This is a genomic window from Gammaproteobacteria bacterium, assembly GCA_016200485.1.
In the GTDB taxonomy this organism is placed as follows: Bacteria; Pseudomonadota; Gammaproteobacteria; order Tenderiales; family Tenderiaceae; genus JACQEP01.
This window is the reverse complement of record JACQEP010000019.1, coordinates 38,350-60,491: the sequence shown is the minus strand read 5'-3', so window position 1 is coordinate 60,491 and position 22,142 is coordinate 38,350. Positions and strand designations below refer to the sequence as shown.

Here is a 22,142-nt window from a genome sequence, read left to right as displayed (position 1 = left end):
TTCCTTCGGTGTCATTCCCGCGAAAGCGGGAATCCAGTAACCCATTGAATTCAAAGCAGTAGATTCCGGGTCTACGCTACGCTTCGCCCGGAATGACGAATTAATCAGAGGTTCCTAAAGTGTTATATCATTATCGATCCCCTCACCCCAACCCTCTCCCTTAGGGAGAGGGAGTCTAAAGGATCGCCAGCTTACACACTTCATAGCAGCTCGCTGCTAATTTTTTAAATGGAAATCCATCCTAACTTGGAAGATTGTCGATCTCTGCGTCTTCGCTGAGACGCATGCGCCGCTGACCAGGATATAACCTATAGGTAATCACTGGCGCCTGCACACCTTTGACCTGAAGATTCATGGATTCTGAGAAACGTAAACGCGGCTCATTTTGAAGTGCTGTCACGACAGTTTGCGATACGACAACCGAACGCGCCTGGGCGTGACCACACAGCCGCGCGGCAAGATTGATTGTGGGGCCGATCACGGTGTAATCCAGTTGCTTATCGGAACCGATATTGCCGACCATCGCCCGCCCCATGTGGATTCCAATCCCGACATGATACAACGATGCGCCGACACTTTCTGCCTTGCTGGCGGCATATTCGATCATTTTAAGCGCGGCCTGACAGGCGCGGAAGGCCATGTCCTGGCCATCAAACACGGCCATCAGACCGTCGCCGCTGAACTTGTCGATATAGCCGCCATAGCGATAGACGGCCTGGACTTGCGCGCCGAGATGATCGCTCAGTACATTAAATAATAGATCGGGTGCCATTTCCTGCGATAGCTGGGTAAAACCACGCACGTCAGTAAACAGCACGCATAATTCTTTTTCTTCCGGCGGTGGCAAGACGCCGGTTTTGCTATATAACTCCGCCATATCCTTGGTGCGCGGACAAACATAGAGATTCAGGTTGCGTCTGAAATAATCGGTTTGACGCACATACTCACCGCGCCGCAAATGATTGCGCAGTCTCGCCAACAACACGGCGCTGGTCACTGGCTTGGGCAGCACATCGTCGCCGCCGGCGGCAAAGGCCTCTTCTAACACCTTTTCTTCTTCTGATGAGGTGACGAACAGCATCGGCGCATGATGAAAACGTTCCATGGACCGTAATTGCTGGCACAACTCCATGCCGTTACCACCGGGCAAATAAATATCCAGCAGAAAACCATCGATGTCATGGTCACTGGCTATCTCCAGTGCCGATTCCGCATCTCGCGCCTGTAATATCATGACGCCCGCAGGTTCAAGAAAATTGCGCAACTGCTTGCGCACCGCAGACAGATCATCGACCACCAGCACTGTTTTGCCGTTCAGAATATCCATTACGCAATCACTACTCGAGTATCGCCAACACTTGTTCCGGCGGGCGCCCCAGCGCGGCCTTGCCATTGGCCAGCACGATCGGACGTTCGATCAGGCTCGGATTGTTGACCATCGCTTCGATCAATGCCTCACGGCTGAGTTTGGGATTATCCAGCTTCAATTCACTGTATAGCGCTTCCTTGGTGCGCATCAGCTGCCGGGGCTCCATCCCTAATAGCGCCAGAATTTCTTTTAGCTCCGCTTGGGTTGGCGGCTGTTTGAGATATTCAATCACTTGCGGTTTAACACCCTGCTCTTCCATTAACGCCAATGTTTCCCGCGACTTGCTGCAACGCGGATTATGATAAATCACTACTTTCATCGTTATTTCCTTCTCAATCTTGACTACTGTTTCGGCTATTACCACAAAAACCTTATATCAAAGGTGATGGAGATTTCAGGTAAAATATCCGCATGACTGAATCACATATCCATCAAGTCTTGGTCGCGACCAAGGCCTTTTATATTTCCGAGCAATCGGCCCCCGAGGCCGGTCGCTTTGTTTTTGGCTACACCATCACCATCCGCAATACTGGGAAGGTGCCTGCCCGCTTGCTGACGCGCCACTGGCAAATCACCGATGCCAACGGCAAGACCGAGGAGGTACACGGTCCGGGCGTCATTGGCGAACACCCATATCTGGGGCCAGGCGAAAGCTTTCAGTACACCAGCGGCGCAGTGCTGGAAACCCCGGTCGGCGCGATGCAAGGCCATTATGAGATGCTGGCCGATGATGGCGCATCGTTTCTGGCACCGATAGCGCCGTTTAGACTTTCCATCCCTGGCGCCATTCATTAGCAAGGGGCGGGTTTTAAACCCGCCCCTACGTAAATGATTCCCTCACCCTACCCTCTCCCGCAGTGAGAGAGGGTTTTGTAACAAACTGCCACCACTAATTCAGCCACTTCTCCCTCCAGCCGATAGCCTAGTCTGGAGCGTTGAATGTTGAATCTATTGCAAAATCGCTGGCTGGGCGCGAGCCTGATCATGGTAGCGGCCGGGCTGTTGCTCACGGCACTGCATCTGGGTGGCGCGTTGCAACGCCTGGAGTGGTTGAGCTATGACCTGCGCATGCATGCCACGCGCGATGCCATGGCCAAGCCAACCGAAGTAGCCGTCATTCTGATCGATGAGGCCTCACTCAAGGCCATGGAACCCGTCGTCGGCCGCTGGCCCTGGCCGCGCTCCGTGCATGCCGACATCCTGGATTTTATCAACTCGGGCCAGCCGCGTGCCGTTCTTTTTGACATTCTCTTCTCGGAGCGCGAATCCACACCCGGTCAACCCTTGGGCGATACACTCTCCGCCAACGATCAACGTCTGGCTGCTGCATCGGGCGATGGCCCCGTCATTCATGCCTTGCAGATTTACGCCGACCACCAGGATGAAATCAATCACTCATTATTGGATCACACGTTACCCGGCCCCCTGTCGGCCATGGCCCTGACGACACAACGTTTGTCCTCCGAGTTCGGAATCTCGCTCACGCAACACAATAACGTTTATTACGCGCCATTCGAGGCGTGTTACAACGCGGCATCAGGATTGGGAGTTGTCAATGTCGATCCCGACGCCGATGGCATCCACCGCCGCATGCGCCTGCTGCAAACTTATCAGGATCGCGCCTTCCCCTCACTGGGACTCGCGCCTTTGATTTATCGCGATCGAATCGCTGATCCGGCATTATTGCGCAATTACCAAACCTCACTTCGCGCCATGAGCAACGATGGCAATATTCTGATTAATTATTACGATACTATCGAAACTTATTCCATGAGCGGTGTTATTGCCTCGGCGCAACAAGTCATGAGCGGCGATGTCGAACACCTGCTTATTGATCCTGCTGAATTCAAGGACAAGATTATTTTCATCGGCGCCAGCGGCGCTGGCCTCGAAGATCTGAAGGCAACACCGCTTTCGGCTACCACGCCTGGCGTTTATTTGCATGCAGCCACTGCAGCCAATCTACTGCACGGTGAAATCTTGCATGAATGGCCGCGCAGCTACTCAATCATCATCACCATTGTGCTTGGCATGCTCACCCTTGCGGCAATTCTGCTTCAGCGGCGGATCGCTCTGCAACTTGCGCTTACCACCCTCATCGCCATTTCTTTTGTTGCCATTAATCTATGGGCCTTCCGCCAGCAGCAGGTCATTGATTTGGCGTTACCTTTGGCGAGCATCATCAGTATTGCCTCACTGAGTTTTCTGTATCTGCTTTTCACTGAAGGTCGTGATCGGCGGCGCGTCAGGGCGATGCTGGGGCAATACGTTTCACCGGCGGTACTCAATACTGTGCTTGAACATTACCAATATCAACTGGAAGCTGAAGTCGGAAGCGAAGAATGTCTGACCATATTATTTTCCGACATCCGTGGTTTTACGAATCTGTCCGAAACCCAGTCACCCGCCAAGGTCGTAGAAATGCTGAACCATTATTTCTCATCCATGACTGATGCAATATTCAATCACGATGGCACTATCGACAAATTCATCGGCGATGCCATCATGGCATTCTGGGGCGCACCGATTCGTGATGGACAACATGCCATCAAGGGCGTGCGTGCCGCAATAGAAATGCATCAGCGTTTAGCTGAGGTCAATCGCTGGCTTACCGACAAAGGCTATACCACTATCGACATTGGCGTTGGTCTCAATACCGGCCCCGTCATCCTCGGCAACATCGGTTCCAGCCGCAAGCTGGACTACACTATCATCGGTGACAACGTTAATCTTGCCTCTCGCCTTGAAGGGTTGACCAAACCTTATGGCTGCCCGATCATCATCTCCGAATACACCTATGATCAACTTAGAGGTGAAGTGGCTTGTTACGCAGTGGATCTAGTCAGGGTCAAGGGCAAACAGCATCCCATCAAAATCTACGCGCCTATTATCAATACAGGTGTCGCACAAGCCTCGCAATTAGCAACTATTAGTGAAGCAGCCTTCCTCCATTATCTGGCACGTGAATGGCAGCTGGCAATTGCCGCTTACCAACAACTTCCGAACAGTGAATTTCAGAAAAATTTTATTGGCCGCTGCCACGACTATGAACAGTCACCTCCACCGCCGGAGTGGGATGGTGTATACACCATGACCACAAAATAACCATACTAAAGAAACAGAATGAATGGCCGATAGCCCCATCACTGGGGTACTCTCTGATGCGCGGACCTATGCATAAAACTTTTCTAATGTTTGTCTTAATATTTCTTTCGGCCTCCACCGCGTTTGCCGAACAAACCGTATACGTTAAGGCAAACAAAGCAAAGCTTATGGCCAAGCCAGAATTCAATGCGGCCCTGCTATTAGTGATCGAAAAGGGCACCCCATTGCAGATAAAAGCGAGTCAAGGCCGCTGGCTACAAGTGACCGTTCAGGATAAAACTGGCTGGGTCTCACAGTTACTCGTGGGTAACGAACCGCCACTTAATCAGGCCACGCCCTTGAACACGGGCGATCAAAGCATCAAACAAGAATCCCGACGCCGCGCCTCGGCCACCGCCTCGGCAGCTGCTGCCCGTGGCTTACGCAACGATGACCGCGCACGTCAAAGTGACGACGCCGTTTCCGATTACAGCGCCCTGGAGCGCATGGATAAACTTGGCGTCTCCGAAGATGACGCCATGAAATTTGTCGAGGAAGGGACGCGCTGACATGACAATCACCAGGGAAGGTGAGTGCTCATACTCAATCCCGGCCTTCATCCTCCTCTGGGTATGCGCCTGTAGTTTTCCAGCACAAGCAGCGCAGGAATTCCGTGAACGAGCCAATCATCATCAGCTTGCTGCCATCACCAATGAAGATGTGCGTGCCGAAATTGAATTCGGTCAAACTGTCGCCGCCCGTATCCTAGGGCAATTCAAAATTGTGACCAATGACAAACTTAATCACTATGTAAATCTGGTAGGCACTGGGATTGCCCAGCACAGCGCACGCACTGAATTAAATTATCGCTTTGCCGTGCTTGATAACGATGGCGTCAACGCCTTCTCCGCGCCAGGCGGCTATATCTTTGTCACGCGCGGCGCACTGGCCATAATGGAAGATGAATCTGAACTCGCTGCCGTGCTGGCGCATGAGATCGCCCACGTCACTGAGCGGCACATCGTCAACGCCCTGCACATCCAGGCGACCGACACCAGCACGGGCGCGGGACTGGGCCGTTTATTCAGCGCTGGCTCAGATACCGCCCGTGTCGTCTTTTTCCAGGCCATCGATCAAGCGGTAAAGATCCTGTTTGAAGAAGGTTACGACAAACAAGCCGAGCTTGATGCCGATCGTGTCGCGACACTGCTGCTGGCCGATAGCGGCTATGATCCTACCGCATTACGGCGCTATATTGGCAAAACAAGCTCACTCGAAAATAAAAATGGTTCGGACATCAATCGCACCCATCCACCATCACGTAATCGCTTACAGCAACTGGATCAACTGCTGCTTGAAGAAAAACTGATTCGAGTCTCTTCATCCAAGCTAAAAACAAGGTTCGAAGAACATGTCAAAACACAACACTAATTCAATTATCGCCGCCTCAATTACTCTTTTTGCAGGCTTACTAATGCCGGCAGCGGCGCAAGCAGACCAGTATCATTACATCAATATTCCGGCCGGGAGTCGTGCAGCCGATCTTGGCGGTGCCTACACCGCCGTCTCCGATGACCCGACCGGCATGCTCTACAACCCGGCCGGCATCGTCTACTCACCGGGCTCCAATCTTTCCGCCAGCATGAATGCCTATCAAACGTCTAAAACTACGTATAAGAATGTACTCGGTGGCATTTATAACTGGGAACGCAGCTCTTCAACCTTGCTGCCAAATTTCTTTGGTGTTGTGCAGCCACTAGGCAAGGGCGTGCTAGGTTTTTCCTATGCCATGCCCAACTCCACCATTGAAGACCAGGATCAGTCATTTACTGATATCGCGACCTCACTTGGCATCGCCAAGGAATATATCATCAACTTCAACAACGAAGACAAAACCTATCTCATTGGCCCGAGCTACGCCATTGAACTCAGCAAAAATCTTTCATTTGGCGCGACTTTTTATTTCCAGTATCGCCACCAGCAACGCATCAGTAACATCATCACGCTCTATAACGGTGATCGGCTCTGGAACAATGACTACTTCCAGCAGGAGGAATATTCTTTGCTGCCAATCCTAGGCATGACGTGGTCACCGCTGGATAAATGGTCCTTCGGCGCCACTCTCAGCAAGCCCAACATTATCGGCTCGGACATCACTCGCTACCAGACCTGTCTTGGCGCCAACGGTGCCGCCAGCAACGCCCTTTGCAGCCCTAACAACATCGTCAATCACAGCATCGTTGCCAGTGATAAGAAGTACCCCTACCCCCTCAAGGCCACCTTGGGCGCCGCCTGGTTCGCCAACGACGCCTTACTGCTTTCTGCCGATCTCATTTATCACAACGCGATTGGATCCCTTGATGAAAAACGGGAAAGCACCGTCAATCTAGCACTCGGCGGCGAATATTATCTTTCACCCCACTGGGCTGTGCGTGGCGGATTGTTCACGGACTATGCCAGCACGCCGGACTTACAACCCAACTTTACCGCCTACAACCAACCCGAGCATATCGATCTTTTTGGATTAAGCGCCAGCATCACCCATTTTACACGTAACTCTTCGCTGACATTCGGTATGACCCATAGCCAAGGCAACGGCAAGGCCCAAATTATTTCGGGTAACACCACATTACAGGATGCGGCTCTGCAAAATCTAAGTATCTACCTCGCCGCCTCATATTCTTATTAATTCATGCGTTGATTTGTGCGCAATTCCTCATTTTTGCGAGCACACAGGCGCTATAAGCTATACTGATAGGCATCTCCCAAAATCGCTCAATCATCATGGCCAATGAAGAAATAATCAGTCAGTTTCTTAAACACCACGTGACTGCACTCGCTACTGATTGTGGCCAACGTAACATTGCCCACGCCCAAGGCTTGAACAAAGCCGCAACCTACATCTCCGAAACGCTGACCAAAATGGGTTATCAAGTTTTGCGCCAGGAGTACAAAGTCAAGGGAATCACTTGCGCCAACCTGGAAGTCATTCGTCACGGCTCCGACAAACCTGGCGATATCATTGTTGTTGGCGCCCATTACGACAGCGTTATCGACAGCCCCGGCGCCAACGATAACGGCAGCGGTGTTGCTGCCACATTGGAACTGGCACGCGCCTTTACCCGCTTTCAAACACGGCGCACCGTGCGCTTTGTCTTTTTTGCCAATGAAGAACCGCCATTTTTCAACACCGACAAGATGGGCAGCTACGTTTACGCCCACCGCGCCCGGCAACAAGGCGACAAAATCAAGCTTGCCATCATCCTCGAAACTATCGGTTATTACATCGATGCGCCGGGAAGCCAGCTATACCCGAGGTTCCTCAAATTTTTGTACCCGGATCGCGGCAATTTTGTCGCCTTCGTCTCCAACCTTGGCTCACGTGCCGCGCTGAAGCAGGTATATGGCCTATTTCGCAAAAATAGTAATTTTCCGGCACATCGCATTGCCGCCCCTGCCTTCGTCCCAGGAGTCGCTTTAAGCGACCACAGCGCCTTCTGGTTACATGGTTACCGCGCCATCATGGTCACAGATACCGCACCCTATCGCTATCCGTTCTATCACTCCAATAAAGACACGCCAGACAAATTGCAATACTTCCCCTTCGCCCAAGTCACAATCGGTTTGATTAATGCGATTGCAGAGTTGGCGAATAGATAGTTAATAAAAAAGGCGAGACTAAGCCCGCCTTTTTAACACCACCTTCACATCAAATTAAAGCTTTGAGGAAAGATACTCCGCCAGCGCTTCAATCTCCTTGTCGGTCAGCTTTTTGGCCACCATGTTCATCATCCAGGCCGGATCATTGGTACGGGTATCGGTACGAAAATCCTTCAACTGCTTAATGATGTAATCACGATGCTGACCACCAATTACGGGAAAAACCGAATTACTTCCGGACTTGCCCTTACCTGACTCACCATGACAGCTAATGCACGGGAAAACACCACTTTCGATATTCCCATTACGGAATATTTTCTCCCCCGCAGCCACCAGATCTTTATTAGGTTGCGTCAAGCTACCCTTCATTTTTTGTTGCGAAAAATAGGCTCCGATATCCCAGGCATCCTGATCAGCCTCCACCGTAGCCGCCATGCCGGCCATCGTGTCATTATTGGCACGCAGCGCCGCCTTGAAATCCTTCACCTGCTTGGCGATATAACCCGCGTACTGTCCCGCCAAACGAGGATTATTGGCATCTTCGCTATTGCCATCAGGCCCATGACACCCCCCGCACAACCCCGCCTTTTCCTCACCGGCTTTGGCATCCCCCGTCGGTACCGCATAGGCGCCAACGCCATAACCACTCATTACCACCACCGCCGCAGCGGCCAACAAGCGCATTTTATGATTGATTGACACCATAAATTACTCCCTTAGATATTCAGATTGCTCAACAAAAACCCATAACCCTGAAAACATATCGTCAGGAATCCGATTTTTATTAATGGCCAGCTGAACGCGAACCAGGGGATGTCCCTTTTACATATACATAACAGGTGGGCGAAAATTAAGCGTAGGGACGATTCATTAATCGCCCCTACTATTTAGTTAGACTTCTTAACAAACTTCGTCAGAATCACAATCTGCTGGCTATTCACACGGCCCTCAATCTGCTCAGGGTTATTGACCACCAGCGAAATCCCGCGCACCGCCGTGCCACGCTTCGCTGTGAAATTAGCCCCTTTAACATCCAGATCCTTGATCAACGTTACCGTATCGCCCGCCTCAAGCACCACGCCGAAACTATCGACATGCTTGACTTCCTCTTCGATACTTTCTTTTTCGCCCGCCGCTTGCGCCCAGGCTAAAGTCGCCTCATCCAAATAGAGCATATCAAGCAAATCCTGCGGCCAGCCTTCAGCACTCAACCGCTTAAGCATGCGCCACGCCATCACTTGCACCGCAGGTACCTGGCTCCACATACTCTCGTTCAGACAACGCCAGTGATTAACATCGACCTTCTCCGGATTTTCAATTTGTTCGCGGCACGCTTCACAAATCAGCACACACCCATCTGCGTCACCCTTTGAACTCGGAGGCACTTCATATACACCCAAGCCCTCCGTTGCGCCACATAATTCACATTTAGATTCGCTGCGCGCGCGTAATGCTTTTTCTGTGCTCATTGTTTACCTTTAGACCATGCTTTAAACGCCGCATTATATCGCAAACCTGGGAAGATTTATTGCTTATAGCAGGAGAATAAAGCACATGCAATCTCGGCCAGAGTTTCGCTCAGAAATCTGCCCCTGACAGCCCAACAATATATGGGCGTGGTTGCGCCTCAATTCGTTTTAGTTTTTAACAGGCTCGATGTAAATGAGCTCCCAGATGTGCCCATCAACGTCTTCAAACCCATGGCTATACATGAACCCGTGATCTTGTGGGCTACGTGGCGCTGAGCCGCCGGCATTTACGGCTTTGCGAACAAGATCATCGATCTCTGCGCGGCTTTCGCAAGAAAGACAAATAAGTACTTCAGTGCTGTCTTTCGCATTTGAAATTGCCTTGGAGGTAAATGTTTGAAAAAACTGCTCAGTAAGAAGCATGACGAAGCTATTATCACTGACGACCAGGCATGCCGCAACATCATTGGTAAACTGAGATTTAAATGAAAATCCAAGATTCGAAAAAAACGCCTTTGATCTCGCAAGATCCTTTACAGGTACATTTACGTAAATTTGTCTGCTCATAGTGCTCCCAGAATAATAAACAATCTCAGGTTAGGTTCTGCAACTACTTATTACTGCGGGTTATTCAAAGCATTATCGGAATAGTATATAGATTTTCTTTGATTGACTATAAAAGAAATCCGGCAATGCCGGATTTCTTTTTGCACAACCTTTAAGGATCAATCCGTTACTCAATTTTAATCGTCCTCCGCTTTGAACTTTCCACCTTTGGCAGAGTGAGCTCGAGCAAGCCGTCTTTGAAGGATGCTGTAGCCTTGTTGACATCGACATCTCCCGGCAAACTAACAGTACGTGCAAATTCGCCGTGGCTGGTTTCGCAGCGATAATAATCGCCCTTTTCTTCTTTGCTCTCATATCTGGTGCTGGCACGGATGGTGACGGTGTTGTCACTCAGCGAGACATCCAGATTATCCTTGTTAACGCCCGGCAGTTCGGCACGCACGACAATTTCGTTTTGCCGGTCGATGACGTCGACCTTGGGCGTACGGCCTTCGAAGGGTTGCTTGAATTCCGGCAAGGTGGGCCAATGTAAGCCCAGGGGATGCATCCAGCTACGCCCCAAGGGACGGTTGAAGAAGGAATCAAACAGACGATCCATTTCGTCAAACGGTGACAAAGCGCTCATGGCGCGCGGCCGCATTTCCTTCTCTGATGCTTTGGTAATATCTTTTTGGGTTTCTTTGGATTTGACGGCTTCTGTCATGACATTCTCCTTTACATATAGATAGGCTGATTTCCGAGCAGTGATTCCGCCACTCCGTTTATGGAAGAACGATTGTGGGCGGGCACTTAACCAGATCATTTTTTAGCTACCGGATAAACATCTCGGATTTTGTTAAGGCAATAATGACTAGCCTCCACCCATAACCATAGCTCACGCGCGTAAAGTTTCCATATTGATTTAGTGAGGCTCAAATACGCTCATTAAATCAAAAAGTTGCCCCTCTCTAGCTGAGAGGGCAGTTTGTGGCTCATGGTTTTAGTGGACGAGAAAATACCTTATCACCCCACTGATGTATTGCCAGTCCGGCAAGAATGATCCCGGCTCCATACAGTGTTTGCATAGCGAGCACTTCGCCGTTGAGCAAATGCCCCATGGCCAGTGCCAGCACTGGTGTTACCAGTGTAAGCAAAGCCATGCCGCCGGCGCTGACATGTTTGAGTGCGTAATAAAACAGCACAAAACCGACTACCGATCCCATTACGCCAAGATAGAGAATGGCATTCACGGTGCGATCCGGTATTGCATTTGGCAGCTGCCCATCAAGCACAAACCAAGTGACCAGATATAAAGCCAAAGCGACCCACAATGCGCCGCCCGTCACCGCAACCGCCGAGACTTGCGCGCCGAGCCGTTTGACCCACACCATGCTGGCACTGTGAATGATCACTGACATCAAGACCCCCATCACACCCAACACCATGTTGTGTTCAAGCTCGCCGCTGGGGTGAAAGATAATCACCAGCCCAACGATGCCGAAACCGATGCCCATTAGTTTATGCGCCTGAAATGCGCGTTCACCGAGCCATATGGCAGCGAAAATCGAGGTGACGATGGGGGTCAAGCCGTATACCACTGATACCAATCCCGATGGGATATATTGCGCCGCCCAGTAAACACTCAGCATCGCGCCGTAGAGCGCTACCCCAGCAAATAGATAGGTACGGCGCGCAGCATCATGCCAAGCGATCGGTTGACGCAGTACCAACAGCAATAGCGCGCATAACACGGCGCCGAGCGTCATGCGCGCCGTCAGGCCAAACATGAAGCCAACGCCACTGCTGCTCCACTGGATGGCGAGCGGTGTAGTGGACCAGATTAATATCACGCCCAAATAGGCGGCTGGAACTGACATTTCATTTTCCTCTATCTTTAAAAATAACTTCTCACCACAGAGACACGGAGCACATAGAAGGTTGCATGCGGGTGCTTTGCGACTCCTACCAGTATTACGTTCCCAAATAATGTCCCAGGCTGCCGATTGAAAACTAATACTGACTCGCTCAAAACCTCTGTGTGCTCCGTGTCTCTGTGGTGAACCAACACCAAAACAAAAAGGCCGCAGTGCTATTCGCATCTGCGGCCTTTTCAGGATTTCTTGTATCAATCAGTAGCTAAACCGACCATCCCTCCATATACGCAGATGCACCCACCTTGCCCCACACTACTCGGGTGCAACGCTTTGCGGCTCGCGGCATATGCAGAAAATTAATCATGTTGCTAATTTGCGTTGAATGACTATTGCTTGTCAAGAGGATTTTGCTTGATGCCGCCATGGCGTATCTTGGGCCAATAACGGTCAAAATCAAAACCGGGGCTGTGTTTGCGATCATGACACTGGGCGCACATTTGCTTGGGTTGCCAGCCAACATTGGCGGTCTTCTTTTGGCCACCCGACTCGGCATGGGCCCGTGCCGCGCCGTGGCAGTTTTCGCACTGGACATTGGCCAACGATTCGGTGGCTTCAAGATCGATAAAACCCCCGTCTTGGTTAAACCCAACGCTGTGGCAACCGATGCAGTTCGGATCAAAGGCCTTGTTGACGCCTTCCAATTTACTAAAGGCGCGGCTATGTTTTGTCTCCTGCCAGATCGCATGATTCTCGATATGACAGGATTGGCATGACTCGGCACCGGCGTAGGGTGAACCGTCGGATTGCCGCGCCTTGAGCAGGGTGGTGCGCGCTTCGTAGTCGCTCTTCAATTGCGCAGTGTATGCGGCATACCAATCTGCCATACGTGCAGCATCCGGCACGGCGGGCGGCATGGGGATCGTTTCATTGCGCCAGTTCTGGATGCGACCATCCCGACCACGCTCCAGCGCGATATGACCCAAACGCATACCACGCGAACCAGGCTGCAACACTAGCGTCTTACCAATCTTTTGCGGTTCGCCGTACACCTCGTAGGCAGCACGAATGGTGAGTACATCGACATAACGCAATGGCAGCTGTGCCTTAGCCTCTTGTAGCGTCATACTCGTTGTTAACACCGTGAGCATGCCTTTGTGCTGCGCTTGGCGTAACCGTTTGGTTAACGCAATCAACCTCTCTTCAACCACACGCTCCCTCCCTTTCATTGCCAGGTGCGGTGATTGTGCCGGATCGAGCCAGGAGAAAAAGGCGATTTTGGTTTTGCCTTTGGCGATGACTTTTTCGTGTTCAAAACCAGCGCCCAGCCAGTTACTTGCCACCCAGGGAATGGGCGATTGCCGGGTGAATGTTTCGCTATAAGCCAAATCGCTCCACTGCACACCCACTGCATCGTATCCCAACCGTGCAAAGCCTTTGAGAATATATTCCGACGTCAACCGATCTTGCGGCACGGCGCTCGCAATCAGGCCGCCGGCAGAGATCACAAATAAATCCGGATGTTCTTGCCGCAGGCGATCCACAGTCGTGGCGTGGCGCAGAATACCACCGAGATTACCTTCGACGGCGCATCCGCAAGGTTCCAGCTCGCCATCAATGTTGCCGGAATAGACAATATCAATCGTCGCCTGTGCAGAGACAGACAAGAGGACTGACAACACCAAGCCAATGTTAACTAGCCACTTCATTTTCTGTTCTCTTTTTCCTCAAGCTTTGCCTGATCCCATAAAGCATCCATCTCTTCCAGCGTAGACTGCTCCACTGAACGCCCTTTCGCCTGCAACAACGCTTCAATCCGCCGGAATCGCCATTCAAAACGTTCGTTAATGCCGCGCATCGCCACTTCAGGATCAACACCGACATGCCGCGCCAGATTGGCACAGGCGAACAATAAATCACCGACTTCATGCGTCATCCGTGCATGATCAGCACCAGACGCCAATTCTTCTCGAATTTCCTGCAATTCTTCTTCGATCTTGGCTAGCACTGGCCCCAGATCCGGCCAGTCGAAGCCGACCCGCGCCGCACGACGCTGCAATTTCACTGCGCGCAACAAACCGGGCAAGGCGCGCGGCACATCATCAAGGATACTGGCCGGGCGCTGATTTCCTATCGCTTTGGCCTGGCGTTCAGATTGTTTGTATTGTTCCCAGGCCACGGTTTGCGCACCGGCATCGGCAATCTTTGCCTCGCCAAAAACATGCGGATGACGACGCGTTAGTTTGGCGCTAATTTCAGCGACAACATCATTAAAATTGAACTCGCCGGCCTCTTCGGCCATGCGTGTGTGAAATACCACCTGAAATAGTAAATCGCCCAGTTCGGCGCGCAATGCAGCCATATCCTGCTGATCAATCGCATCGGCGACTTCGTAGGCCTCTTCCAGAGTGTACGGCAGTATTGTGGCAAAGGTTTGCTCTCGATCCCAGGGGCAGCCTGTCTCAGGATCGCGCAGCTGCGCCATTATCGTTAATAATCGTTGCATGACAATCCTAAGAATTTAAAAATTTAACCTTCAACACGCCGAATTGCGATAAACTTATTGTCTTGATTAAATTCGATTTCAAACAGACCATTCACCCCGTCATGCAACACGAATGATTGCAGGATATTGGCCGGAAATCGCAACCTGCGGCCATCGACACTGACGGCTACCACTTCCCGCACAGTGCCATGGTAATAACTTTCATAGACATCAGGGGCAATATTAAGCCGAACCTGAATTTTGTGTGAGGCAGCCAATCACCGACACCTTAACTCTTGAGATAATCGATCAACACACCACTGGTCTGCCGTAAACGCAAACTCATTAACTGCGCCAAACGCCGCAGCAATTTAACACCTAGATCAGGGACCTGCTCAGTCAACAGATCGAGGTTGCGTTTGGTAAGCAGTAACAACTTGGCGGACTCGACCACAACCACGGTAGCCGAATGTGGCATGCCATCAATCACCGACATTTCGCCGATGGTCTTTCCAGCGCGCACAGTGGCGATCTTCTTTTCCTCACCACCTTCGCCCTGTTGCTTGAAAATATCAAGTTTCCCTGCCACCAGAATGAACATATACGATTCGCGGTCGCCTTCCCGCAACAACTTCGAGCCTGGCTTGGCTTGATAGGCTTGCACATAACTGGCAAGACGGTCGATATCCTGGCGATTGAGATCGCGGAACATGTCGACCTGTTCCAGCATGTCGCCAAGCTGTGCGGCATAAGAAGTGCCACTACCCAACTGTTCCAGTTGATCAAATATTGATCCGGTTTTTGTCATTATTTAACAGCCTCAAATGCGCACTCAATTAATTCCGACCAGTCAGCGGCACAAAGGCCACCGGTAAGATATTTTCTATACTGCTCTTGCCATTTTCCGCTTTACCCAGCAGCTGCAAGTCTTGACCATAATAGCGATTTCCCACTGGAATCACTAGGCGCCCACCGGAGCGCAATTGCTCGATCGATGCCGGCGGAATCGCCTCTGCGGCGGCCATTACCATAATGGCATCGAATGGCGCATGCTCAGACAATCCAAGCCGGCCATTTCCTTGCCGCACATCGACATTAGTGTAGCCCAAGCGTTGCGGCCGCGGCAGCAAGCTCCAGAATAATTTCGATGCTGTAAATCTTGCTGACCACTTGCGATAACACCGCTGCCTGATATCCGGAACCGGCACCAATCTCCAGCACTGTATATTCAGGCTCCAGTCGCAATAAGTCCGTCATCAGCGCAACGATGTAGGGCTGCGAAATCGTTTACCCATGGCCGATGGGCAATGGGCCATTGTCATCGGCCGCAAACCCCAGCTCGGAGGATACAAATTGGTGGCGCGGCACTTGACTATCACCGACAGAATCCGTGGATCAATCGCGACACGCTTAACCCAGCATGCCGCTGCTTTTATCCGCCATCAGCTGGGCATCTACTCTTGCTCCGGCTCAATCACACCCAATGGCCCGGACCAATCCTCAGGACGTTGAATCTGATCGCTGTACCCACGATCGTCACGATTCAATTCATCATAAGCACCGGTCCAATCTTCGGGAGGCTCAATCGGCGTCAACTCCAGCTCGGCCCAGGTATCCATATCCAGCTCTTCGATTTCACCTTCAAAATACTGTATCTCTACCGTGCCTTCGTCTACATCGACAGCCACGACTTCAAATACCTGGCCAACACTATTCTGATACCAGGCACCCACTTCTGCTCTAATCTCTTCCAGCATGGACCACCCCCGCAGTAAAAATCTTAGTTGCGCCCATCCATTTCAGGGTCAGGATGCTTTAGTTTATACCCAAATCTGGCCATATTCTTCCCGCCATAACACAGCCATTTACTCAGGTAACATCTCTTAAATTATGATTGGCGGCAGCCCAAACAGCGGCTATATTCAAAGAAATTCCTGGTTTCTCCACCCCGGTCACAACCGGAATGAGACCTACCGCACAGGCCAGGCTAAGACTACCCGCACTGGTACCGATTACTTAGTAGGCAGCCTATTTCAGGCTGTTTCCGCGCCATGGCGCCCAACTGGTTAAATCAGGTCATACCCTGGGAGCAGTCAATGAACAACCCAAATCAAGCCATAGATTTCGATGCCCTGCGGCAGTTTTCGCCGCTGGACAGGCTTAGCCGTGATGATTCCCAGGAGCTGTTACGTACCTCGATCAGCAGCCGCCTCTCGGCCGGCACACCCATTTTTGATCAGGGCACTCAGGACAAACGGGTTTATTTCCTGATGGAAGGAGAAGTCGAACTCTTCACCGCTCAGCGCAAACAGGTCATTATTGCCGCCGGTTCCATGACTGCCCGTCAACCCCTCGGCGCACATCTACCGGGCCAGATCTCAGCCAGCGCCCACAGCGACGTCACATTATTAAGTTTTGATGCCGACATGCTGGAGCTCTTTATTAGCTGGACCAATCCCAGCGCCTATCAGGTCACCGAAATGGCTGTGGGTCAAAATCACGAATGGATGGATAGACTCCTGCGTTCACGCGGTTTGTTGCGCTTTAACGAGGACCAGATTCAAAGCCTGCTCAACCGGATGCGTGAAGTCAAAGTCCACGCCGGCGACGTCGTGATCAAGCAAGATGATCATGATGAATTTTATTACATTGTCAAAGAAGGCCGCTGCCAGGTGAGCCGCAAACCCGAAGCCAACAGCAAGGAAATCAATCTTGCCGTCCTCAACGAAGGCGACGCCTTTGGTGAAGAAGCCTTGTTGGCAGACGGCGCCCGTAACGCCAGCGTCACCATGATTGAAGATGGCGCATTGATGCAACTCTCGAAAAAGGATTTTTCAGAAGCACTGGCCGACCCATTACTCAACACTGTCTCCTGGCAGGAAAGCAATGAATTGATTTCGCTGGGCGCGGTTTTTCTTGATGTGCGGATGCCAGAAGAATTCGGCGCTGCGCATCTTCCCGGCGCCTTTAATATCCCACTCTCCATGTTACGATTAAAGCTAAAAGTGCTGGACACAAATCGCAAATACATTGTTTACTGTGACGATGGCAGCCGTAGCGCTGTCGCTGCCTTCCTCCTCAGCCGTCATGGCTTCGATGCCTTCATACTGGATGGTGGCCTCAGCGCCACAACCATCACCCGACCTGCTGAAAATACTGCGGCAAATGATGCGGTGGTTATCGTGCCAACCGTTACTGAAGTTGTTACACCAAAACAATCAGCTTCCAAGCCTGTTTCACGCTCGCTGGCCGATCACTGGGGCGACCTGGTGGAAGATGCGCCAACTGAACTGCTCGAACAACAAGCCCCAGAACAGACTGTTGAGAAGACAAAGCCGTTCGTTTCTAGAATCACTGCCAACGCACAGGCTGCACCAGTAAAACTGGCAAGCAGTAATGTCACTCATATTGAAAATGAGGCATCTGCTCACAACTTTAAACACGGCACTGCTGTCGGCATCGTATTGGCGATGGCATTGACGGCAACGGCAAGCTTTAGTATTTACCTGCTGGGCACTGATCGTCTCATCCAGATGTTAGGCCAGGCGGTGGTTGCTGCACAGGGACTGATGAACACCACACTTGAAAAAATCGACCCTCAAACACCACCGGCACCCACACTCTCTGCACCGGTGATCACTCCGGCAGTAACAGCGCCAGCGACTGTAGAGGCAAGCACTCCACCCTCCACGCCAATCACGGAATCCACCCCTTGGCTCAATCCAAGCGATAACATCCTGCCTGACATGATTGATGCGCCGAGTGCGACAGCGACTACAGATACCGCAGCTTCATCCACTATCCAACCGTAATCAGATTACTGTCTTCCAGACTGCCGCTCAAAAAGGCGGCATGGTCACCCAATGCGTGAATGCTGTTCTCGCCTAGCCATTAGGCAGGGCACCCCCTTGCAATCCCCATTCGACTGTCTATAATCACAGTACGACTGTATAAAAGGACAGTGATTCATGGACCACCTGACAACACGCCAACAACAAATCCTCGACTTTATTAAGGGTTGGATGCAGGCGCAGGGGATGCCGCCGACCCGGGCCGAGATTGCCCACGCCTTTGGATTCCGCTCTGCCAATGCCGCTGAAGATCATCTGCGAGCGCTGGCCCGGAATGGCGCCATTGAGCTCATGGAAGGCGCCTCGCGCGGCATCCGGCTGGCCGAACCCAACGGCTTGCCAATCGTTGGCCGCGTTGCTGCCGGGGCACCCATCCTCGCGCAACAACATATCGAGGAGTATCTCCAGATCGATCCGTCTTTTTTTCATCCACGCGCCGATTACTTACTCCGCGTCCACGGCCAAAGTATGCGTGATTGCGGGATTCTGCATGGCGATCTGCTTGCGGTTAAGCGCGCCCCTGCTGCCACAAGCGATCAGATTGTCGTGGCCCGTCTGGAGGAGGAGGTTACCGTCAAACGTTTCCGCCAACGCGGCAACATCGTCACGCTATTGCCTGAAAATCCTGATTTTGAACCGATCCGCGTCGATTTACGTCACGACAACTTTAGCCTCGAAGGCATCGCCGTCGGGGTACTACGTACAGGAATGTAATCATGCGCCAATCACAATTAGACCTGGGTTTATCCGAGATCGAATGCCAATCACCACCTGGTGCGACAGCGTTACCCACCGGGTTTAGCGCACTTGATTTGCACCTGCCCGATAATGGCTGGCCCAGCAGCACGATCACTGAGATTTTTTATGATGGCGCAGCCACCACCGCACTCCAGCTGATACTGCCTACCCTGGCGCAAGTGAGCCGCCATAACCGCTGGCTGGCGTGGATTGCACCGCCATCATTGCCCTATCGCGCCCAATTTCGCGCAGCGGGAATCGACCCTGAACGCGCGCTCGTCATCCGCCCCCACCCGCATAACAATGGGCTGTGGGCAGTGGAGCAGGCATTACGTAGCGGTACCTGCGCTACCGTGCTCAGCTGGGTAACGGAAGCCGATCATGAATCTATCGAACAACTGAAGGATGCCGCGCGCATTGGCGGCAGTTGTGGCCTGCTATTCCGGCCAATCAAAGCACTAATCGAGTCTAAAGCCTCTCACTTAAGGCTTCATATTCGCAACAATGGTCGCAACTTCATTATCCGGGTACTAAACCCGCAACTGACCAATAACGTGGAACTTAGAATCCAGAACGGATCATCGAACAAAATGAAATGACAAGATCACGCTCGACAAACATTCTCCCTATTGGAGAACGGCTATCGGTGGCAGATTACAAATACATTCTTACTAATCTGTTCTTCAAATAATTCTCAAACTCCCACTGCGGCAATGGCCGACTAAACAGATACCCCTGCACCACTTTGGCTCCTAGTTGTTTCAACAAATGCAACTGGGCTTCAGTTTCCACTCCCTCCGCCACCACGTCCAACGCCAAGGCTCTGCCTATCGCAATAATTGCACCAATTAGCGCTTCATCATCGGGATCATGATTGATATCGCGCACAAAACTTCTATCAATTTTCAGGATATCGAACGGGAACCGCTTAAGGTAACTGAGCGACGAATAACCCACTCCAAAATCATCCAGCGAAAGTCGAATCCCCAGTGACTTGAGATCGGCAAAAATATTTTCCGGCATGGATGATGCCTCCAAAAGCAGACTCTCAGTGATCTCGAAATCAATCACTCCCGCTCCAATCTCATAACGGGACATCACATCACGAACCATGTCGATGAATCCCGGTGTCTGTAATTGACGACTCGATATATTGACTGCGATCGGCAATACCGGCAATTTCCTCGATCGCCATTCACTGATGATTTGGCAAACACGCGCCAGCACCCAATTCCCGATTTCAACAATCAACCCCGTCTGCTCCGCGACGGGGATAAATCGATCCAGCGGCACCTGCCCAAAATGAGAACTATGCCAGCGCAGCAGCACTTCGGCGCCAATCACTGCCCCGGTTTCAATATCCACCTGCGGCTGAAAATGCAGATCCAGCTCATTGCGTTTGAGCGAACGCCGCAAATGCTCCTCCAGCTCAAGAGAATAGCTGGCCTGATCACCAATCTCCCGGGTAAAGAATCGGTAGGCATTACGCCCCTCATGTTTGGCCCGATACATTGCTGTATCTGCATTTCGCAATAATGCATGAAAATCTTCACCATCCTCGGGATAGAGCGCTACGCCAATGCTTGCACCCATAAACAGCTCTCGATCATCGATCAAAAATGGTTCCGACATTTTTTCAACAATTTTCCTGGCAATATCTTCGACGTGCTCCCGATTTGATGTCGGAGACATAATCACGAGAAACTCATCCCCCCCAAAGCGCGAAACGGTATCTTCATCACGCACCAGGCACCGAAGTCGCTTTCCGATGGCATCCAGCAGTCTATCGCCTGCCGCGTGCCCCATGGTGTCATTCACATTCTTGAAGCGATCAATATCCAAGAACATCAATGCCACACCCTCTTGGTGACGATGAGCGCTACGCAGTGCCTGCGCCAATCTATCCTGCGCCAAGACACGATTGGGCAACCCCGTGACCGCATCGTAATTGGCCTGCACCTCCAGCCGATTCTGGAAAATCTTTCGCTCTGTAATGTCTCGCAAAAACACAAGGAAATGCCGCTCGCCATCGATCATGATTTCTGCAATATTGGCCTCGGCGTGATAGCGAGGCGAAGGATCAATCTCAATCTCAACCTCAATATCTTTATAAGCACTGCCATTCAGATCAAGCGTCCTGACACCATCCAGGACCGCTATAAACTCGCCGACTTCATCTTTATTTCTCAAATATGAAGCCAGACGCCGTCCAACCAAATGCGATTCATCCACCCCAAACAATTGGCAGGCCCGCTGATTACAATCAATAATCGTTCCTCTCCGCAACAAAAAGACACAGTCTCCTGAATATTCGAATAATGTTTTATAACGCCGCCCCTCCTCGAGTGCCGCTGTCTGCAATGACTCTGCCATCGTGTTGATACCGCGCTCCAATTCACCCAGCTCACCACCCGACTCAGATTTGATCCGCTGCTCCAGCTTTCCATGCGCGATCATGGAAACCGCTGCCCTGATTCGTTCAATAGGTGCCGTAATTTGTGCCGCAATCCTGCGCGCAATCAAAAAGGTTACCAATATCAATAAGATTGCTATTGAACTCGAAATTACAACGGTATTTAATTGTTTTTCTCTCGTCTCCACCTTGCTCAGACTCACCATTACCGTACCGATTTTGACTGGTCCCTCCGCTACAGGACCAGTACTAAACAAGTCACTGGCTGCATCGTTTTCATTAACAATACCAATATTCGTCGCATAGACTTCCTGCATAAACTGAGCATAACTATTGTCACTCCCCTTAACTTTTGCCCACTCTGCAGACACTGACTCAACGATTACCTCGCCATCGACATTGAATACAGCCGTACGCACAACATCTGGCTCTTTTCTCACTGCCTCAACAATCGATGTCAACACCGCCACGTTATTGGAAAAGAGACCATATTCCGTGGTTGGCGCCATTTGGTGCACGATTGCTTTGCCGCGCAAATCGAGTGTCTGATCAATCTCATTAATCCGGGCGATGGTGTACACTATCGTCATCAACACCACTGCCGCAATGAGCGGTGCGACCGACAGCATTAGCAAACGTCTCTTTATTGTCCATTT

General features: G+C 51.4%; 22 protein-coding genes and 1 pseudogene. 9 read left to right on the top strand and 14 right to left on the bottom strand.

The window, feature by feature from the left end:
• Positions 1-241 precede the first annotated feature (241 nt).
• Both HY272_12330 and arsC read right to left on the bottom strand, forming a co-directional pair.
• Positions 242-1,327: a response regulator gene (locus HY272_12330; protein MBI3773472.1), complete on the bottom strand. Its 1,086-nt coding sequence runs from the start codon at positions 1,325-1,327 to the stop codon at positions 242-244.
• A 10-nt stretch (positions 1,328-1,337) separates the two neighbouring features.
• The gene (gene arsC / locus HY272_12325; GenBank protein MBI3773471.1) at positions 1,338-1,688 is read right to left on the bottom strand and encodes an arsenate reductase (glutaredoxin); all 351 of its coding nucleotides are present in this window, start codon (positions 1,686-1,688) and stop codon (positions 1,338-1,340) included.
• 92 nt (positions 1,689-1,780) lie between these two features.
• On the opposite strand from arsC, the gene apaG reads away from it, so the two are divergent.
• The 6 genes from apaG to HY272_12295 all read left to right on the top strand — a co-directional run bounded on the left by apaG (position 1,781) and on the right by HY272_12295 (position 8,113).
• Entirely contained in the window at positions 1,781-2,164 is a 384-nt protein-coding gene (apaG, locus tag HY272_12320) for a Co2+/Mg2+ efflux protein ApaG (protein ID MBI3773470.1), read from the top strand.
• A gap of 144 nt (positions 2,165-2,308) precedes the next feature.
• A complete protein-coding gene (locus HY272_12315; GenBank protein ID MBI3773469.1) occupies positions 2,309-4,474 on the top strand; it encodes an adenylate/guanylate cyclase domain-containing protein in 2,166 nt (721 codons plus the stop codon).
• A 167-nt stretch (positions 4,475-4,641) separates the two neighbouring features.
• On the top strand, positions 4,642-5,022 hold the full coding sequence (locus HY272_12310) for a hypothetical protein (GenBank protein ID MBI3773468.1): 381 nt from the start codon (positions 4,642-4,644) through the stop codon (positions 5,020-5,022).
• A gap of 1 nt (position 5,023) precedes the next feature.
• Positions 5,024-5,884 (top strand): M48 family metalloprotease, encoded by an 861-nt coding sequence (locus HY272_12305; protein MBI3773467.1) that lies wholly within the window; start codon positions 5,024-5,026, stop codon positions 5,882-5,884.
• A complete protein-coding gene (locus tag HY272_12300) occupies positions 5,865-7,142 on the top strand; it encodes a hypothetical protein (protein ID MBI3773466.1) in 1,278 nt (425 codons plus the stop codon). The genes HY272_12305 and HY272_12300 overlap by 20 nt, the downstream gene beginning before the upstream one ends.
• Before the next feature lie 95 nt (positions 7,143-7,237).
• The gene (locus HY272_12295) at positions 7,238-8,113 is read left to right on the top strand and encodes a M20/M25/M40 family metallo-hydrolase (GenBank protein ID MBI3773465.1); all 876 of its coding nucleotides are present in this window, start codon (positions 7,238-7,240) and stop codon (positions 8,111-8,113) included.
• A gap of 54 nt (positions 8,114-8,167) precedes the next feature.
• Here HY272_12295 and HY272_12290 read toward each other — a convergent pair whose 3' ends face one another.
• The 11 genes and pseudogenes from HY272_12290 to HY272_12240 form a co-directional block, all read right to left on the bottom strand.
• The gene (locus HY272_12290) at positions 8,168-8,818 is read right to left on the bottom strand and encodes a cytochrome c4 (GenBank protein MBI3773464.1); all 651 of its coding nucleotides are present in this window, start codon (positions 8,816-8,818) and stop codon (positions 8,168-8,170) included.
• Positions 8,819-9,000: 182 nt separating this feature from the next.
• Positions 9,001-9,582, bottom strand: a complete 582-nt coding sequence (locus HY272_12285; GenBank protein MBI3773463.1) for a PhnA domain-containing protein — start codon at positions 9,580-9,582, stop codon at positions 9,001-9,003.
• 168 nt (positions 9,583-9,750) lie between these two features.
• Positions 9,751-10,149: a VOC family protein gene (locus HY272_12280; GenBank protein MBI3773462.1), complete on the bottom strand. Its 399-nt coding sequence runs from the start codon at positions 10,147-10,149 to the stop codon at positions 9,751-9,753.
• 166 nt (positions 10,150-10,315) lie between these two features.
• Positions 10,316-10,852, bottom strand: a complete 537-nt coding sequence (locus HY272_12275; protein MBI3773461.1) for an Hsp20/alpha crystallin family protein — start codon at positions 10,850-10,852, stop codon at positions 10,316-10,318.
• 268 nt (positions 10,853-11,120) lie between these two features.
• Complete coding sequence (locus HY272_12270; protein ID MBI3773460.1) at positions 11,121-12,005, bottom strand: DMT family transporter; 885 nt, start codon at positions 12,003-12,005, stop codon at positions 11,121-11,123.
• Positions 12,006-12,388: 383 nt separating this feature from the next.
• Positions 12,389-13,708: a hypothetical protein gene (locus HY272_12265; protein ID MBI3773459.1), complete on the bottom strand. Its 1,320-nt coding sequence runs from the start codon at positions 13,706-13,708 to the stop codon at positions 12,389-12,391.
• Complete coding sequence (gene mazG / locus HY272_12260; protein ID MBI3773458.1) at positions 13,705-14,505, bottom strand: nucleoside triphosphate pyrophosphohydrolase; 801 nt, start codon at positions 14,503-14,505, stop codon at positions 13,705-13,707. Before mazG ends, HY272_12265 begins: the two co-directional genes overlap by 4 nt.
• Positions 14,506-14,528: 23 nt before the next feature.
• The gene (locus HY272_12255; GenBank protein ID MBI3773457.1) at positions 14,529-14,762 is read right to left on the bottom strand and encodes a DUF2835 domain-containing protein; all 234 of its coding nucleotides are present in this window, start codon (positions 14,760-14,762) and stop codon (positions 14,529-14,531) included.
• An 11-nt stretch (positions 14,763-14,773) separates the two neighbouring features.
• Positions 14,774-15,292, bottom strand: a complete 519-nt coding sequence (locus tag HY272_12250; protein MBI3773456.1) for a cyclic nucleotide-binding domain-containing protein — start codon at positions 15,290-15,292, stop codon at positions 14,774-14,776.
• 28 nt (positions 15,293-15,320) lie between these two features.
• Positions 15,321-15,852: pseudogene (pcm, locus tag HY272_12245) on the bottom strand (protein-L-isoaspartate O-methyltransferase).
• Positions 15,853-15,938: 86 nt separating this feature from the next.
• Complete coding sequence (locus HY272_12240) at positions 15,939-16,241, bottom strand: hypothetical protein (protein ID MBI3773455.1); 303 nt, start codon at positions 16,239-16,241, stop codon at positions 15,939-15,941.
• Positions 16,242-16,580: 339 nt separating this feature from the next.
• Here HY272_12240 and HY272_12235 point away from each other — a divergent pair, with 339 nt between their 5' ends.
• From HY272_12235 to HY272_12225, 3 genes are all read left to right on the top strand, one after another.
• The gene (locus tag HY272_12235; GenBank protein MBI3773454.1) at positions 16,581-18,296 is read left to right on the top strand and encodes a cyclic nucleotide-binding domain-containing protein; all 1,716 of its coding nucleotides are present in this window, start codon (positions 16,581-16,583) and stop codon (positions 18,294-18,296) included.
• Between the two features lie 156 nt (positions 18,297-18,452).
• The gene (lexA, locus tag HY272_12230) at positions 18,453-19,049 is read left to right on the top strand and encodes a transcriptional repressor LexA (GenBank protein ID MBI3773453.1); all 597 of its coding nucleotides are present in this window, start codon (positions 18,453-18,455) and stop codon (positions 19,047-19,049) included.
• Between the two features lie 2 nt (positions 19,050-19,051).
• The gene (locus HY272_12225) at positions 19,052-19,672 is read left to right on the top strand and encodes a hypothetical protein (GenBank protein MBI3773452.1); all 621 of its coding nucleotides are present in this window, start codon (positions 19,052-19,054) and stop codon (positions 19,670-19,672) included.
• Positions 19,673-19,727: 55 nt separating this feature from the next.
• On the opposite strand, the gene HY272_12220 is transcribed toward HY272_12225, so the two are convergent.
• Positions 19,728-22,115: an EAL domain-containing protein gene (locus HY272_12220; GenBank protein ID MBI3773451.1), complete on the bottom strand. Its 2,388-nt coding sequence runs from the start codon at positions 22,113-22,115 to the stop codon at positions 19,728-19,730.
• Positions 22,116-22,142 lie beyond the last annotated feature (27 nt).

Coding starts and splice junctions, on each gene's coding strand:
- HY272_12235 (MBI3773454.1), top strand. CDS start 16,581: ATGAACAACCCAAATCAAGCCATAGATTTCGATGCCCTGCGGCAGTTT.
- HY272_12315 (MBI3773469.1), top strand. CDS start 2,309: ATGTTGAATCTATTGCAAAATCGCTGGCTGGGCGCGAGCCTGATCATG.
- HY272_12240 (MBI3773455.1), bottom strand. CDS start 16,241: ATGCTGGAAGAGATTAGAGCAGAAGTGGGTGCCTGGTATCAGAATAGT.
- HY272_12305 (MBI3773467.1), top strand. CDS start 5,024: ATGACAATCACCAGGGAAGGTGAGTGCTCATACTCAATCCCGGCCTTC.
- HY272_12220 (MBI3773451.1), bottom strand. CDS start 22,115: ATGCTGTCGGTCGCACCGCTCATTGCGGCAGTGGTGTTGATGACGATA.
- HY272_12300 (MBI3773466.1), top strand. CDS start 5,865: ATGTCAAAACACAACACTAATTCAATTATCGCCGCCTCAATTACTCTT.
- HY272_12275 (MBI3773461.1), bottom strand. CDS start 10,852: ATGACAGAAGCCGTCAAATCCAAAGAAACCCAAAAAGATATTACCAAA.
- apaG (MBI3773470.1), top strand. CDS start 1,781: ATGACTGAATCACATATCCATCAAGTCTTGGTCGCGACCAAGGCCTTT.
- arsC (MBI3773471.1), bottom strand. CDS start 1,688: ATGAAAGTAGTGATTTATCATAATCCGCGTTGCAGCAAGTCGCGGGAA.
- HY272_12270 (MBI3773460.1), bottom strand. CDS start 12,005: ATGTCAGTTCCAGCCGCCTATTTGGGCGTGATATTAATCTGGTCCACT.
- HY272_12330 (MBI3773472.1), bottom strand. CDS start 1,327: ATGGATATTCTGAACGGCAAAACAGTGCTGGTGGTCGATGATCTGTCT.
- HY272_12295 (MBI3773465.1), top strand. CDS start 7,238: ATGGCCAATGAAGAAATAATCAGTCAGTTTCTTAAACACCACGTGACT.
- HY272_12280 (MBI3773462.1), bottom strand. CDS start 10,149: ATGAGCAGACAAATTTACGTAAATGTACCTGTAAAGGATCTTGCGAGA.
- HY272_12225 (MBI3773452.1), top strand. CDS start 19,052: ATGCGCCAATCACAATTAGACCTGGGTTTATCCGAGATCGAATGCCAA.
- HY272_12265 (MBI3773459.1), bottom strand. CDS start 13,708: ATGAAGTGGCTAGTTAACATTGGCTTGGTGTTGTCAGTCCTCTTGTCT.
- HY272_12250 (MBI3773456.1), bottom strand. CDS start 15,292: ATGACAAAAACCGGATCAATATTTGATCAACTGGAACAGTTGGGTAGT.
- lexA (MBI3773453.1), top strand. CDS start 18,453: ATGGACCACCTGACAACACGCCAACAACAAATCCTCGACTTTATTAAG.
- HY272_12290 (MBI3773464.1), bottom strand. CDS start 8,818: ATGGTGTCAATCAATCATAAAATGCGCTTGTTGGCCGCTGCGGCGGTG.
- mazG (MBI3773458.1), bottom strand. CDS start 14,505: ATGCAACGATTATTAACGATAATGGCGCAGCTGCGCGATCCTGAGACA.
- HY272_12285 (MBI3773463.1), bottom strand. CDS start 9,582: ATGAGCACAGAAAAAGCATTACGCGCGCGCAGCGAATCTAAATGTGAA.
- HY272_12310 (MBI3773468.1), top strand. CDS start 4,642: ATGGCCAAGCCAGAATTCAATGCGGCCCTGCTATTAGTGATCGAAAAG.